Source organism: Mycobacterium sp. E796 (assembly GCF_001672815.1).
Classification (GTDB): Bacteria; Actinomycetota; Actinomycetes; order Mycobacteriales; family Mycobacteriaceae; genus Mycobacterium.
In genome coordinates this window covers 1-14072 of the sequence record NZ_LZKK01000029.1, presented here as the reverse complement: position 1 = coordinate 14072, position 14072 = coordinate 1, and the positions used below count along the sequence as shown (strand labels likewise).

Sequence of the window (14072 nt, the reverse complement as noted above, 5' to 3'; positions counted from 1 at the left end):
GCTGTCTGGAATGCTTTCGGACATGGCGAGGATCGCGATCATCGGCGGCGGCAGCATCGGCGAGGCGCTGCTGTCGGGCCTGCTGCGCGCCGGCCGGCAGGTCAAGGACCTGGTGGTGGCCGAGCGAGTGCCCGAGCGCGCCAAGTACCTGGCGGACACCTATTCGGTGCGGCTGGCGTCGGTCGCGGAGGCGGTGGACTACGCGACCTTCGTCGTCGTCGCGGTCAAGCCGGCCGACGTCGAGACCGTGCTCGGGGAGCTGGTCCGGGCGGTCGGCGCGGCCGAGACGGACAGCGCCGAGCAGGTGTTCGTCACCGTCGCCGCCGGCATCACCATCACCTACTTCGAATCCAAGCTGCCGGCCGGGACGCCGGTGGTCCGCGCGATGCCGAACGCCGCGGCGCTGGTGGGTGCGGGGGTGACCGCGCTGGCCAGGGGCCGTTTCGTCACCGAACCCCAGCTCGAGGAGGTGTCGGCGCTGTTCGACTCCGTCGGCGGGGTGCTGACCGTTCCGGAATCCCAGATGGACGCAGTGACGGCGCTGTCCGGCTCCGGTCCGGCGTACTTCTTCCTGATGGTCGAGGCCCTGGTGGACGCGGGCGTCGCGGCGGGTCTGAGCCGCCAGGTCGCCACCGACCTGACCGCGCAGACGATGGCAGGCTCGGCGGCGATGCTGCTCGAGCGGATGGATGCCGAGCGCGCCATCGAGGGCGAGCCGCCGGGCATGCGGGCGGACGCGTCGGCGGCGCAGCTGCGCGCGACGGTCACGTCGCCCGGCGGCACGACCGCCGCTGCGCTGCGGGAACTCGAGCGAGGGGGATTGCGGGTGGCCGTCGACGCCGCCGTCCAGGCCGCGAAAAGGCGCTCTGAGCAGCTAAGAATTACATCGGAATAATTTGAGATTTCCGGATTGATTGTCCCTCACCAGTACCATTAACCCCACTAGTCCCGCTATTCTCCTCTTTGTATGCACGTGTGGGTGCCAGCGGAGGGGAAGCCGCTGGCATTGCGCGAGCCTGACACGATTGGGTTGCGATGACGTCTACGAACGGGCCATCGGCGCGAGATTCCGCCGCTAAGGGGCGGGACTCCGGTTCCGCTGATGGCCAGCAGGCCAGGACACAGTTTCTTACCGTCGCCGAGGTGGCCGCGCTGATGCGCGTCTCCAAGATGACGGTCTACCGCCTGGTGCACAACGGCGAGTTGCCGGCGGTCCGGGTGGGCCGGTCCTTCCGGGTGCACGCCAAGGCCGTCCACGACATGTTGGAGACTTCGTACTTCGACGCGGGCTGAGCTGGGACTGTCGCGCGGGCCGTCGAGACGTCACGCGGTCGCCGGTTTGGTGTTCGGTGCTGCGGGCCGGGTAAAGTGGCGGGGTCTTTTGGTCATTTGAGCAGTCCCCGGTCAGATAGCGGAGTTCATGGGTTCAGTAATCAAGAAGCGGCGCAAGCGAATGTCGAAGAAGAAGCACCGCAAGCTGCTGCGTCGCACCCGGGTGCAGCGCAGAAAACTCGGCAAGTAAGCGCTAGCCGGCCCAGCTCGACCGTCACGCCGCCTTAACGCCGTCGTCGCGCCAGCCCGTTAGGCTGTTTGAGTGGATCAGTCGAGCGGGGAAGGTGCCGGCACGAGCGGCACCGTGCACTACCCCAAAGTTGTGCTGGTTACCGGTGCATGCCGGTTTCTGGGCGGCTACCTGACCGCGCGGCTCGCCCAGAACCCGTTGATCAAAGGGGTCATCGCGGTGGACGCGATCGCCCCCAGCAAGGACATGCTGCGCCGCATGGGCCGCGCCGAGTTCGTCCGCGCCGACATTCGCAATCCCTTCATTGCCAAGGTGATTCGCAACGGCGACGTCGACACGGTGGTGCACGCCGCGGCGGCGTCCTACGCGCCCCGAGCCGGCGGCAGCGCGGCGCTGAAGGAAATCAACGTGATGGGCGCGATGCAACTTTTCGCGGCCTGCCAGAAGGCGCCCTCGGTGCGCCGCGTGGTGCTGAAGTCGACCTCCGAGGTGTACGGGTCCACGGCGCACGACCCGGTGATGTTCACCGAGGACAGCAGCAGCCGCCGGCCCTTCCGCGACGGATTCGCCAAGGACAGCCTCGACATCGAGGGCTACGTGCGCGGGCTGGGCCGGCGCCGGCCCGACATCGCGGTGACGATTCTGCGGCTGGCCAACATGATCGGCCCCGCGATGGACACGACGCTGTCGCGGTATCTGGCCGGCCCGTTGGTCCCGACGATGTTCGGCCGGGACGCGCGATTGCAGCTGCTGCACGAGCAGGATGCGCTGGGGGCGCTGGAGCGCGCCGCGATGGCGGGCAAGGCCGGCACGTTCAACATCGGCGCGGACGGCATCATCATGCTGTCGCAGGCCATCCGCCGGGCCGGCCGAATCCCGGTGCCAGTGCCCGGTTTTGGGGTATGGGCGCTGGATTCGCTGAGACGGGCTAATCGCTATACCGAAATCACTCGGGATCAATTCAATTATCTGAGTTACGGCCGCGTCATGGACACCACGCGAATGCGCACGGAGCTCGGCTTCCAGCCGAAATGGACGACGGCCGAGGCGTTTGACGACTACGTCCGCGGCCGTGGCTTGACTCCCATAATCGACCCCGATCGGGTACGCTCCCTGGAGGGTCGCGCCATAGCGTTAGCGCAGCGCTGGGGAAGCCGAAATGCAATTCCATGGGGTGGGGGCAGGTAGGTATCGTGGCGGGCGAAACCAGAGCGAACGTCATTCCACTGCATACAAATAGGGGTCGGGTAGCGGCTCGCCGGAGAGCCGATCAGAGGGCGGACTCGTCCCGTCAACATCCGTCAATGCTCACCGATCCGCGGGGCCGCGCATCTGCCGAACAAATAGCCGCGGTCGTCCGCGAAATCGACGAACATCGCCGCGCGGCGAGCGCGACGTCAACCGCCGAGGCGCCACTGAACGATCTTGCGCAACGGGTCGCCGCGGTCGCCGGCTTCCTGCGGCAGCGGCTCACCGGCGACTACACCGTCGACGAGTTCGGCTTCGATCCGCACTTCAACAGCGCCATCGTTCGGCCTTTGCTGAGGTTCTTCTTCCGGTCCTGGTTCCGGGTTGAGGTCAGCGGCATCGAGAACCTGCCGAGCGAGGGCGCCGCGCTGGTGGTGGCCAACCACGCCGGGGTGTTGCCGTTCGACGGGCTGATGCTTTCGGTGGCGGTGCACGACGAACATCCGGCGCAGCGGGACCTGCGGCTGCTGGCCGCCGACATGGTGTTCGACCTGCCCGTGGTCGGCGAAGCCGCCCGCAAGGCGGGCCACACGATGGCCTGCACGACGGACGCGCACCGCCTGCTGGCCGCGGGAGAGCTGACTGCCGTGTTCCCGGAGGGTTACAAGGGGCTGGGCAAGCGCTTCGAGGACCGTTACCGTCTGCAGAGGTTCGGCCGCGGCGGCTTCGTGACCGCGGCGCTGCGCACCAAGGCCCCGATCATCCCGTGCTCGATCGTCGGGTCCGAAGAGATCTACCCGATGCTTACCGACGTCAAGCTGCTGGCGCGGCTGTTCGGGCTGCCCTATTTCCCGATCACTCCGCTGTTCCCGTTGGCCGGACCCGCGGGCCTGGTGCCGCTGCCGTCGAAGTGGCGCATCGCATTCGGCGAACCGATCTACACGAACGACTACGCTGCCTCCGACGCCGAGGACCCGATGGTCACCTTCGAGCTGACCGACCAGGTGCGCGAAACGATCCAGCAGACGCTGTACCGGCTGCTCGCCGGCCGCCGCAACATCTTCTTCGGCTGATTCTTCGGCTAGCGCCCGTCGCGGCTTACTTGACCAGTGTGAACTGGCAGACGTCCGTGTAGTGGTCGCGGAACAGGTCCGCGCAGCCCCTCAGGTAGTGCATGTAGATGTCGTAGGTCTCCTGCCCCTTGAGGGCAATGGCCTCTTCTTTGTGGGCCTCGAGCGCATCGGCCCAGGTGTTCAGGGTGGGCACGTAGTTCTTGCCGATCCGGTGGTAGCGCTCGACCTTCCAGCCCGCGTTGGACGAGTAGTGGTCGATCTGCGGGATCTGCGGCAGCCGGCCGCCCGGGAAGATCTCGGTCAGGATGAACCTGATGAACCGCAGCAGGCTCATCGGCGCCGTCAGGCCGAGCTCCTTGGCCTCCTCGGGGCTGGGCACGATGATCGTGTGCAGCAGCATCCGGCCGTCGTCGGGGGTCAGGTTGTAGAACTTCTTGAAAAACGTGTCGTAGCGCTCGAATCCGGCGTCACCAGCGCCGTCGGCGAAGTGCTCGAAGGCACCCAGTGACACGATGCGGTCCACCGGCTCGTCGAATTCCTCCCAGCCCTGGATGCGCACCTCCTTGCGGCGCGGGCTGTCCATCTCCTCGAACTTGGCCTTGTCGTGGGCGTACTGGTTTTCGCTGAGCGTCAACCCGATCACGTTGACGTCGTACTCGGCGACCGCGTGACGCATGGTGGATCCCCAGCCGCAGCCGATGTCGAGCAGCGTCATGCCGGGCTCGAGGTTGAGCTTGTCCAGCGCGAGCTTGCGCTTGGCGTACTGCGCCTCTTCCAGCGTCATGTTCGGACGCTCTTCGAAGTAGGCGCAGCTGTAGGTCATCGACGGGTCAAGCCAAAGCTTGAAGAACTCGTTGGACTTGTCGTAGTGGGATCGGACTGCTTCGACCGGCGGCTTCAGCTGTGTGCCACGCGATTCATCCTGTGACATGGAAATCGACCCTACTTTCCGGCTGATATGGATGCGACTGCGGCGACGGTTTCTTCAGCGCGCGCGTCTTCGTGTGAGGCTTCCCCCAGCATCGTAACGATGCTAGTGACGACGGGATTACCGGTGGCGTCTGTGACTTCGCTGCGGATCTCGACGACGACGGCGCCGTGGGATTCGATCACCGAGTCCAAGTAGGTGTCGAAGTACAGCCTGTCGTTCGCAAGGATCGGGCGGTGAAACCGAAACTTCTGGTCGCGGTGCATGACCCGCGCGATGTTGATCGGGATGTCGAACTTGGTGAAGATCTCCAGCTGCACACGGCGTCCCGCAACGGCCAGGAAGGTCAGGGGAGCCACCAGCGCGTCGTAACCCGCATTCCCGGCGTCCGCCTCGCTGAAGTGCGTCGGGTGGTCGTCCTGCACCGCGGCCGCGAACTCGCGGACCTTCTCGCGTCCGACCTCGAAGTAGTCCGGTGCCCGGTAATGGCTACCGATGAGGTCTTGGGTGCCTTGGGGGAGTACTGACATGCCGCTTGCTCTCCGCTCGATTACGTCTAGCGGCGCAGCCTATCAGCGCGATTGGCGCCGGGATGCCACTGCCGCCAGCGCGCCGCCGGCCGCGCCCAGGGCCAGCGCCGACGGCACCCCGATCCGGGCCGCCTTGCGAGCGGTCCGGAAGTCGCGGATCTCCCAGCCCCGTTCGCGGGCCAGGGCCCGCAGCCGCGCATCGGGATTGATTGCCACCGCGGTGCCCACCAGCGACAACATCGGCACGTCGTTGTAGCTGTCCGAATACGCGGTGCAGCGCTTGAGGTTGAGGCCCTCGCGGATCGCCAGCGAGCGCACGGCGTGGGCCTTGCCGGGGCCGTGCAGGATTTCACCGACCAGCCGGCCGGTGAAGACGCCGTCGACCGATTCGGCGACGGTCCCCAGGGCGCCGGTCAGGCCGAGCCGCCGGGCGATGGTCGCCGCGAGCTCGTACGGCGTGGCGGTGATCAGCCACACCTGCTGGCCGGCGTCGAGGTGCATCTGGGTGAGCTCGCGGGTGCCCGGCCAGATCTTGTCGGCGATGATCTCGTCGTAGATCTCCTCGCCCAGAGCGACCAGCTGCTCGACGGAGCGGCCCTCGATGAAGGTGAGCGCCTTGCGCCGGCCGGCGGCGACGTCGTTGCTGTTCTCCTTGCCCAGCCACTGAAACTTGGCCTGCGCGTAGATGAATCCGAGCACATCGCGGTACGTGAAGTAGTTGCGGGCGGCCAACCCGCGGCCGAAGTGCACGGCCGACGAGCCCTGGACCAGGGTGTTGTCCACGTCGAAGAACGCGGCCGCGGTCAGGTCGATCGGTGGCTGCGGGCGGCCGTCGTCGCCTGCGCTGGCGGCCTGGAGGTCCTCGAGCGCGCGTTCGGCGCTCGCGTTGTCGACCAGCGCATCCAGGTCGGCGCGGCCGGTGTGCTCGGCGCCGTCCGACTCAGAGGAAGTCATCGCCAAACCTCCTAGATCGCTGGGCCGCCAGCTATCCGGGGGGCGGCCGCCATCAACCCTATCCGGCGGATGTTAGAGGCGGTTTTCTGCGCCTGAGCTTGATGGGGGCGCGGTCAGGTCAGGGCCACATGCCCAAATTCGTTGACATGGCGCCGGTGTAATTGCGATGGGCGGTCGCCCCGGCCGCGCGCAGCTGACCCAGCGCCTCACGCATCATCGCCTCGCCGCGGGCCCAATGCTGATGTGCCTCGGCGTGAGCCGCCGCGCCTTCGCCGGTCCAGGCTGCATGCAAACGCTTTGCCCGCGAATCGATTTCGGCGAGCATCTCTTCGGCCCGGCGCTGAAACTCGGTCATTCGCTGGACCGCATCGGCCAACGCTTCGGGGTCCACGCGGAACGCCTCAGCCACGGTAAACCCCGCGCATCTCCTGGGCGGCCCTCGCCTCGTTCTGCTCGTAAACGCCGCCGGCCTGACCCACCAGATGCGCCAACATCGCCAAGCCCGCGTGCACCTCGGTGGCGCCCTTATGCCACAGCTCCCAAGCCGACCCGTACGCGGTCCCCGACGCCCCACGCCAGCCGCCCAACACCTGACCCACCTGATCGTCGAGCTGCTCGAGCTCAGCCATCAGATGCTCGGCCGCGCCGCCAACGGAGGCGGCAAACTCCCGCATCACCATGGCATCGACGTGGAGCGTCCCCTCAGCGCCCATACCGGCACGCTAGTGAATTTGGGGCGGCCCGACAATTCACTAGGCACACTGGTGGCCATGACCTCGCGACGTGTGGAGCTGCTCACCCGCGACGGCTGCACCATCTGTGAGCGGGTGCACGCGCGGCTGGAGGAACTGGCGGGCGAGCTCGGCTTCGAGCTGGCCACGACCGACGTCGACGCCGCCGCGGCGGCGGGCAACCCGGCGTTGCGCGCGGAGTTCGGCGACCGACTGCCGGTGATCCTGCTGGACGGGCGCGAGCACAGCTATTGGGAGGTCGACGAGCCCCGGCTGCGGGCCGATCTGGCTGGGTAGTCCGGCGACCATTCATTTGGTAGCCCAGCTGATTAACGTTTACCGTGGACACCAGTTCAGTTACTGGAGGAAGCAAGGGAGCTGGCCAGGTGATGCTGCCGTGAGCGTCTTGCTCTTCGGGGTTTCGCACCGTAGTGCGCCGGTCTCCGTCCTGGAACAACTCAGCATCGACGAGGCCGATCAGGTCAAGATCGTCGATCGGGTGTTGCAGTCGCCGCTGGTGACCGAGGCGATGGTGCTCTCGACATGCAACCGCGTCGAGGTGTACGCCGTCGTCGACGCGTTCCACGGCGGGTTGGCGGTGGTCGGGCAGGTGCTGTCGGAACATTCCGGCATGTCGATGGGTGACCTGACCAAGTACGCCTACGTGCGCTACAGCGAGGCCGCCGTCGAACACCTATTTGCCGTCGCCAGTGGCCTGGATTCGGCGGTGATCGGCGAGCAGCAGGTGCTGGGCCAGGTGCGTCGCGCCTACGCCGCGGCCGAGGCCAACCGCACCGTCGGCCGGGTGCTGCATGAGCTGGCCCAGCGGGCGCTCTCGGTGGGCAAGCGGGTGCATTCCGAAACCGCCATCGACGCCGCCGGCGCCTCGGTGGTGTCGGTCGCGCTCGCCATGGCCGAACGCAGGCTCGGCGGGCTGGCGGGCAAGACCGCCGCCGTCATCGGCGCCGGGGCGATGGGCGCGCTGTCATCTGCCCACCTCACCCGGGCCGGCATCGACCATGTTCTGGTGCTCAACCGGTCGGCCTCCCGGGGGCAGCGGCTGGCCCGCAAGATCCGCGAGTCCGGGGTGCGCGCCGAGGCGCTGACCCTCGACCGGCTGGCCGACGCGCTCGCGGAGGCCGACGTCGTGGTCAGCTGCACGGGCGCGGTCAGCCCCGTGGTGTCGCTGGCCGACGTGCACCACGCGCTGGCCACCGCCCGCCGGGACGAGACCACCCATCCCCTGGTGATCTGTGACCTGGGCATGCCGCGCGACGTCGATCCGGCGGTGGCCGGGCTGCCCGGTGTCTGGGTCGTCGACGTGGAACGCGTGCAGCACGAGCCGTCGGCGCATGCAGCGGCCTCCGACGTCGACGCCGCGCGCCACATCGTGGCGGCCGAAGTCGCCAGCTACCTGGCCGGACAGCGGATGGCCGAGGTCACCCCGACGGTGACGGCGCTGCGCCAGCGCGCCGCCGACGTCGTCGAAGCCGAACTGCTGCGCCTCGACAACCGGCTGCCCGGCCTCGAGAGCGCCCATCGCGAGGAGGTGGCCCGCACCGTGCGGCGGGTGGTGGACAAGCTGCTGCACGCCCCGACCGTGCGGATCAAGCAGCTCGCCAGCGCCCCCGGCGGCGACAGCTACGCCGAGGCCCTGCGCGAGCTCTTCGAACTCGACCAGACCGCTATTGACTCGGTAGCCGCCGTCGGGACTGCCGACTTGCCCGCTCTATCAAGCGGTTTCGACGCCGGCGTGCCGACGCAGTCCGCCGAGTAGCCGATTGGCGCACGTGATCCGGATAGGCACGCGGGGCAGCCTGTTGGCCACCACCCAGGCCGGCGTCGTCAGGGACGCCTTGATCGCCAACGGCCACCCCGCGGAATTGGTGACCATCGCGACCGCGGGTGACCGGTCGTCGGCGCCCATCCAGAGCCTCGGCGTGGGGGCGTTCACCACCGCGCTGCGGGAGGCCATCGACGACGGCCGCGTCGACGCCGCGGTGCATTCGCACAAGGATTTGCCCACCGCCGACGACCCGAGGTTCACCATCGCGGCGATCCCGCCGCGCAACGACCCCCGCGACGCGCTCGTCGCCCGGGACGGGTTGGTGCTGGGGGAGTTGCCGGCGGGTTCGCTGGTGGGTACCTCGTCGCCGCGGCGGGCCGCACAGCTTAGGGCATTGGGTCTCGGTTTGGAAATCCGCCCCCTACGAGGCAACCTAGATACCAGGTTGAACAGGGTAAGCAGTGGTGATCTTGACGCGATCGTCGTGGCCCGGGCCGGTCTCGCCCGGCTGGGCCGCCTCGACGATGTCACCGAGACGCTAGAGCCGGTGCAGATGTTGCCAGCACCGGCTCAGGGCGCGCTCGCCGTCGAATGCCGCGCCGGTGACGAGTTGGCGGCGGTGCTGGCGGAGCTGGACGACGCCGACACGCGCGCGGCGGTCACCGCGGAGCGAGCCCTGCTGGCCGAACTGGAGGCGGGTTGCTCCGCACCGGTGGGCGCGATCGCCGAGGTGGTCGAGTCCATCGATGAGGACGGCCGGGTCTTCGAAGAGCTGTCGTTGCGTGGCTGCGTGGCGGCGCTGGACGGGTCGGATGTGATCCGAGCGTCCGGAGTCGGCACTCCCGGCCGGGCGCGAGAGCTGGGGCTTTCGGTCGCCGCGGAGCTGTTCGAGCTGGGCGCCCGGGAGCTGATTGGGGGGGCGCGGCAAGACCCCGCGCAAGGAAACTGAAGAGAGTCACTTGGGAGCGACAATGACGACGCGAGGGCGTAAGCCGAGACCGGGCCACATCACGTTCGTGGGCTCCGGCCCCGGTGACCCGGGACTGTTGACGACGCGGGCCGCCTCGGTGCTGGCCAACGCCGCCCTGGTGTTCACCGACCCGGACGTGCCCGAACCCGTGCTCGCGCTGATCGGCAAGGACCTGCCGCCGGTCTCCGGGCCGGCGCCGGCCGGCCCGGCCGTCCCGACCACCGAAGGCGACAGCCAAGGGTCCCCGGACGATCACGCGGCGCCCGCGGTGATATCCGCCGGGCCCGATGTGCGTCCGGCGCTGGGCGAACCGACGGAGGTGGCCAAGACGCTGGTCGCCGAGGCCCGTGCCGGCGTCGACGTGGTGCGGCTGGTGGCCGGTGACCCGCTGACGCTCGACGCCGTCATCACCGAGGTGAACGCCGTCGCGCGCAGCCACCTGCACATCGAGATCGTGCCCGGCCTGGCCGCCACCAGCGCCGTCCCGACCTACGCCGGCCTGCCGCTGGGCTCGTCGCACACCGTCGCCGACGTGCGCGACCCCCATGTCGACTGGGATGCGCTGGCCGCGGCGCCCGGCCCGCTGATCCTGCAGGCCACCGCGTCCCACCTGGCCGACGCGGCGCGCGCCCTGATCGAGCACGAGCTGGCCGAGGCCACCCCCTGCGTGGTGACCGCGCAGGGCACCACCTGCCAGCAGCGTTCGGTCGAGACGACCCTGAGTGGCCTGACGGATTCGGCAGTCCTGGGCGGCAGCGACCCGGCCGGCCCGCTGACCGGGCCGCTGGTGGTGACCATCGGCAAGACGGTGGCCAGCCGGGCGAAGCTGAACTGGTGGGAAAGCCGCGCGCTGTACGGCTGGACCGTGCTGGTGCCCCGCACCAAGGACCAGGCCGGCGAGATGAGCGAGCGGTTGACCTCCTACGGCGCGCTGCCGGTCGAGGTGCCGACCATCGCCGTCGAGCCGCCGCGCAGCCCCGCCCAGATGGAACGGGCCGTCAAGGGCCTGGTCGACGGCCGCTTCCAGTGGGTGGTGTTCACCTCCACCAACGCGGTGCGCGCGGTGTGGGAGAAGTTCGGTGAGTTCGGCCTGGACGCCCGCGCGTTCTCCGGCGTGAAGATCGCCTGCGTCGGCGAGTCGACGGCCGACCGGGTGCGCGCCTTCGGCATCAGCCCCGAGCTGGTGCCGGCCGGCGAGCAGTCCTCGCTCGGCCTGCTGGACGACTTCCCGCCCTACGACAGCATTTTCGACCCGGTGAACCGTGTCCTGCTGCCGCGGGCCGACATCGCCACCGAGACGCTGGCCGAGGGCCTGCGCGAGCGCGGCTGGGAGATCGAGGACGTGACGGCGTACCGGACGGTGCGCGCCGCGCCGCCGCCGGCGGCCACCCGCGAAATGATCAAGACGGGCGGCTTCGACGCGGTGTGCTTCACGTCCAGCTCGACGGTGCGCAACCTGGTCGGCATCGCCGGCAAGCCGCACGCCCGGACGATCATCGCCTGCATCGGCCCCAAGACTGCCGAGACCGCCGCCGAGTTCGGCTTGCGGGTCGACGTCCAGCCCGACACCGCGGCCGTCGGCCCCCTGGTCGACGCCCTGGCCGAACACGCCGCGCGGTTGCGCGCCGAGGGCGCGCTGCCACCGCCGCGCAAGAAGAGCCGCAGGCGCTAACCAATGGCCTATCCGCGGCAGCGTCCGCGCCGGCTCCGCTCGACCCCCGCGTTGCGTCGCCTGGTGGCGCAAACGTCCCTGGAGCCAAGGCATTTGGTGCTGCCGATGTTCGTCGCCGACGGGATCGACGAACCGCGGCCCATCGCGTCGATGCCGAATGTGGTTCAGCACGACCGGGATTCGCTGCGCGCGGCCGCGGAGGACGCGGTCGCCGCGGGGGTGGGCGGGCTGATGCTGTTCGGCGTGCCCCGCGACCAGGACAAGGACCCGACGGGCTCGGCCGGCACCGACCCCGACGGCATCCTCAACGTCGCGCTGCGCGACCTGGCCAAGGATCTCGGCGACGCCACGGTGTTGATGGCCGACACCTGCCTGGACGAGTTCACCGATCACGGGCACTGCGGGGTGCTGGACGCCAGGGGGCGGGTGGACAATGATGCCACCTTGGCCCGCTACGTCAAACTGGCTGTGGCACAAGCGGAATCGGGCGCCCACGTGGTCGGGCCGAGCGGGATGATGGACGGCCAGGTGGCCGCGATCCGCGACGGCCTGGACGCCGCGGGCTACGCCGATGTGGTGATCCTGGCCTACGCGGCGAAGTTCGCCTCGGCGTTCTACGGCCCCTTCCGGGAAGCGGTGAGCAGCAGCCTGTCCGGCGACCGGCGCACCTACCAGCAGGAGTCGGGCAACTTCCGCGAGGCGCTGCGCGAGATCCGGCTGGACCTCGACGAGGGCGCCGACATCCTGATGGTCAAGCCCGCGATGGGCTACCTGGATGTGGTGTCCGCGGCGGCCTCGATCTCACCGGTGCCGGTGGCCGCTTACCAGGTATCGGGCGAATACGCGATGATCTGCGCGGCGGCCGCCAACGGCTGGATCGACGAACGCGCCGCCGCGCTGGAGTCGCTGACGAGTATCCGGCGCGCCGGGGCCGATATCGTGCTCACCTACTGGGCCGCGGACGCGGCGGGGTGGCTTTCGTGAGACGGGGCGCGCTTTGACATCGGAGACCGGGGCGCGCGGCGGCGAGCCGCAGCCGCTGTTCTACGAGCCCGGCGCGAGCTGGTGGTGGGTGGCGCTGGGCCCGGCCTCGGCCGGCGCCATGGTCCTGATCGAAATCTGGAGCGGCGCGAAAGTGTCGCTGGTCGTCCCGGCGATCTTTCTGGTGCTGGTCTCGGCGTTCGTGGGGCTGCAGGTGAAGGCGGCGCGCATCCACGTCTCCGTCGAGCTCACCGAGGACGCGCTGCGGCAGGGCACCGAGACCATCCTGGTGCGGGAGATCGTCAAGGTCTATCCGGCGCCCGAGCATCACCAGGCCTCCGGCAAGGAGCTGGCGAGGTGGCAATCCGCGCGGGCGCTCGGCGAATTGGTGGGGGTGCCGCGCGGCCGGATCGGGATCGGTCTCAAGCTCACCAACAATCGCACCGCCCAGGCCTGGGCGCGCCGCCATCGTCACCTTCGGGCGGCGCTGACCCCGCTGGTCCAGGAGCGGGTGGAACCCGCCGGATCCGATGTCGCCGACGACGATTTCGAAGGCGGGCCGACGTCGTGACCGCCCGCTACGGCAGCTTCCGGGCCGTGGTCTTGCTGACCCTGGCCTGCGCGGCGCTGGCGGGCGCGGGGGTGGCCTGGGTGCACGCGCGCCACACGGTCCGTGTCGCGCCCATCGCGGACGGCCAGCCGTTCACCACGTCGCTGGTGTACAACCCGCAGCTGCTGTTGCTGGCCCTGGTGCTGGTGACGGCCGGGGGGGTGCTGGCGGTGCTGGGCGTCGCGCGGCTGCGGCGGCAGCCGGCCCCCCGAGAAGAACTAGGCCGTCTTCTTGATGAGCGGCAGCACGAGCTGACGGCGGCTGACGATGGCGTCGGCGAGGTTGCGTAGCGCCTCGCGCACCGACCGGGCGATCGGAAAGTCGCCCCGGTCGCCCAGCAGCCCGGTGATCGCGGGGCTCGCGACCAAGGTCCACTCGACGCCGGCGGCGCGGCAGTCCTCGTCGAACCGGTGCACCAGTGCGACTCCGGCCGTCGCAAAGTGGCTCACGTCGCCCAGGTCGAGCACCACGGGGTTGCTCCCGAGGGTGAATCGCCAAAGGTATTCGCTGACCCGGTCGACGTTGGCGGGGTCGATGCTGCCGCGGACCGTCACCACGGTCGCCAGGTGACGGCAGTGGGCGCGAATCTGGGCACCGCCGCAATCGAAGGTGCCGTAACCGTGCCGAGTCGCGACATCGGTGATCGTCATGAGCGCCCCATTCCTTTTAACCTGTCCTCCTAACGGTGCCCGCTAAATCTAAGGAGACCGAAAGCCGGTCCTAACTCTTTGCTAAGAAGCCACTTTCGGGGCTTCTGGCCTGGGCCGAAGCAATGCGGACGGCTTGCGCGGGCCGACGTGGGCCGCCCGCCGAAACCCGTGCCACGCCACGGCCCATCACGCGATCGGCACGCTCGCGCTGTTACGCTTCGAGGGCTGCCGGTTGCCGGTCGGGGGGCTTGACATCGCCCGGTCAGCCGGTACCCAACGGATACGAAACAGCGAGAGTCCAGGCGGAAAGAACAACGTGCGCGGCGAAGAGATCCGGGGAGAGATCAAGGCCCTGACGGGACTCCGCATCGTCGCCGCGGTGTGGGTGGTGCTGTTTCACTTCCGCCCGATGCTGGGCGACGCGTCGCCCGACCTGCACGACGCCCTCGCGCCCGTGCTCAACTGCGGGGCCCAGGG

17 protein-coding genes and 2 pseudogenes are annotated in these 14072 nt (G+C 69.1%); 13 read left to right on the top strand and 6 right to left on the bottom strand.

Going from position 1 to position 14072, the window contains the following annotated elements; genetic code table 11:
• Window positions 1-22: 22 nt before the first annotated feature.
• From proC to A5706_RS02100, 5 genes are all read left to right on the top strand, one after another.
• A complete protein-coding gene (proC, locus tag A5706_RS02115; protein WP_197517724.1) occupies window positions 23-895 on the top strand; it encodes a pyrroline-5-carboxylate reductase in 873 nt (290 codons plus the stop codon).
• A 140-nt stretch (window positions 896-1035) separates the two neighbouring features.
• Complete coding sequence (locus A5706_RS02110; RefSeq protein ID WP_067152205.1) at window positions 1036-1293, top strand: cell division/environmental response transcriptional regulator; 258 nt, start codon at window positions 1036-1038, stop codon at window positions 1291-1293.
• Between the two features lie 127 nt (window positions 1294-1420).
• A complete protein-coding gene (locus A5706_RS31940) occupies window positions 1421-1522 on the top strand; it encodes a 30S ribosomal protein bS22 (protein WP_003402602.1) in 102 nt (33 codons plus the stop codon).
• A gap of 72 nt (window positions 1523-1594) precedes the next feature.
• The gene (locus A5706_RS02105) at window positions 1595-2710 is read left to right on the top strand and encodes an SDR family oxidoreductase (protein ID WP_068114096.1); all 1116 of its coding nucleotides are present in this window, start codon (window positions 1595-1597) and stop codon (window positions 2708-2710) included.
• Window positions 2692-3783, top strand: coding sequence for a lysophospholipid acyltransferase family protein (locus tag A5706_RS02100; RefSeq protein ID WP_068126561.1), 1092 nt, complete (start codon window positions 2692-2694; stop codon window positions 3781-3783). The genes A5706_RS02105 and A5706_RS02100 overlap by 19 nt, the downstream gene beginning before the upstream one ends.
• A gap of 25 nt (window positions 3784-3808) precedes the next feature.
• Here A5706_RS02100 and cmaA2 read toward each other — a convergent pair whose 3' ends face one another.
• From cmaA2 to A5706_RS02075, 5 genes are all read right to left on the bottom strand, one after another.
• The gene (gene cmaA2, locus A5706_RS02095) at window positions 3809-4714 is read right to left on the bottom strand and encodes a cyclopropane mycolic acid synthase CmaA2 (RefSeq protein ID WP_068126559.1); all 906 of its coding nucleotides are present in this window, start codon (window positions 4712-4714) and stop codon (window positions 3809-3811) included.
• A gap of 11 nt (window positions 4715-4725) precedes the next feature.
• Window positions 4726-5241, bottom strand: a complete 516-nt coding sequence (locus tag A5706_RS02090; protein ID WP_068126556.1) for a MaoC family dehydratase N-terminal domain-containing protein — start codon at window positions 5239-5241, stop codon at window positions 4726-4728.
• A gap of 42 nt (window positions 5242-5283) precedes the next feature.
• Window positions 5284-6195, bottom strand: coding sequence for an HAD family phosphatase (locus A5706_RS02085; RefSeq protein WP_068126555.1), 912 nt, complete (start codon window positions 6193-6195; stop codon window positions 5284-5286).
• Between the two features lie 118 nt (window positions 6196-6313).
• Window positions 6314-6604, bottom strand: a complete 291-nt coding sequence (locus A5706_RS02080) for a WXG100 family type VII secretion target (RefSeq protein WP_068126554.1) — start codon at window positions 6602-6604, stop codon at window positions 6314-6316.
• Window positions 6597-6908: a WXG100 family type VII secretion target gene (locus A5706_RS02075; protein ID WP_068126552.1), complete on the bottom strand. Its 312-nt coding sequence runs from the start codon at window positions 6906-6908 to the stop codon at window positions 6597-6599. The genes A5706_RS02080 and A5706_RS02075 overlap by 8 nt, the downstream gene beginning before the upstream one ends.
• A gap of 57 nt (window positions 6909-6965) precedes the next feature.
• Here A5706_RS02075 and A5706_RS02070 point away from each other — a divergent pair, with 57 nt between their 5' ends.
• From A5706_RS02070 to A5706_RS02040, 7 genes and pseudogenes are all read left to right on the top strand, one after another.
• Window positions 6966-7223, top strand: a complete 258-nt coding sequence (locus tag A5706_RS02070) for a glutaredoxin family protein (protein WP_068126551.1) — start codon at window positions 6966-6968, stop codon at window positions 7221-7223.
• A gap of 100 nt (window positions 7224-7323) precedes the next feature.
• Window positions 7324-8703: a glutamyl-tRNA reductase gene (locus tag A5706_RS02065; RefSeq protein WP_068126549.1), complete on the top strand. Its 1380-nt coding sequence runs from the start codon at window positions 7324-7326 to the stop codon at window positions 8701-8703.
• A 13-nt stretch (window positions 8704-8716) separates the two neighbouring features.
• Complete coding sequence (gene hemC, locus A5706_RS02060) at window positions 8717-9661, top strand: hydroxymethylbilane synthase (RefSeq protein WP_068126600.1); 945 nt, start codon at window positions 8717-8719, stop codon at window positions 9659-9661.
• Window positions 9662-9683: 22 nt separating this feature from the next.
• Entirely contained in the window at window positions 9684-11354 is a 1671-nt protein-coding gene (locus A5706_RS02055) for a uroporphyrinogen-III synthase (protein WP_068126548.1), read from the top strand.
• A gap of 3 nt (window positions 11355-11357) precedes the next feature.
• The gene (hemB, locus tag A5706_RS02050) at window positions 11358-12338 is read left to right on the top strand and encodes a porphobilinogen synthase (protein WP_068126546.1); all 981 of its coding nucleotides are present in this window, start codon (window positions 11358-11360) and stop codon (window positions 12336-12338) included.
• Between the two features lie 55 nt (window positions 12339-12393).
• Window positions 12394-12906: a DUF3093 family protein gene (locus A5706_RS02045; protein WP_068126598.1), complete on the top strand. Its 513-nt coding sequence runs from the start codon at window positions 12394-12396 to the stop codon at window positions 12904-12906.
• Window positions 12903-13142: pseudogene (locus tag A5706_RS02040) on the top strand (hypothetical protein); the annotation flags it as partial. The gene A5706_RS02045 and the pseudogene A5706_RS02040, both read left to right, overlap by 4 nt.
• 21 nt (window positions 13143-13163) lie before the next feature.
• On the opposite strand, the gene A5706_RS02035 reads toward A5706_RS02040, so the two are convergent.
• A complete protein-coding gene (locus A5706_RS02035; RefSeq protein WP_068126544.1) occupies window positions 13164-13595 on the bottom strand; it encodes an STAS domain-containing protein in 432 nt (143 codons plus the stop codon).
• Between the two features lie 133 nt (window positions 13596-13728).
• On the opposite strand from A5706_RS02035, the pseudogene A5706_RS33980 reads away from it, so the two are divergent.
• Window positions 13729-14072: pseudogene (locus A5706_RS33980) on the top strand (hypothetical protein); the annotation flags it as partial.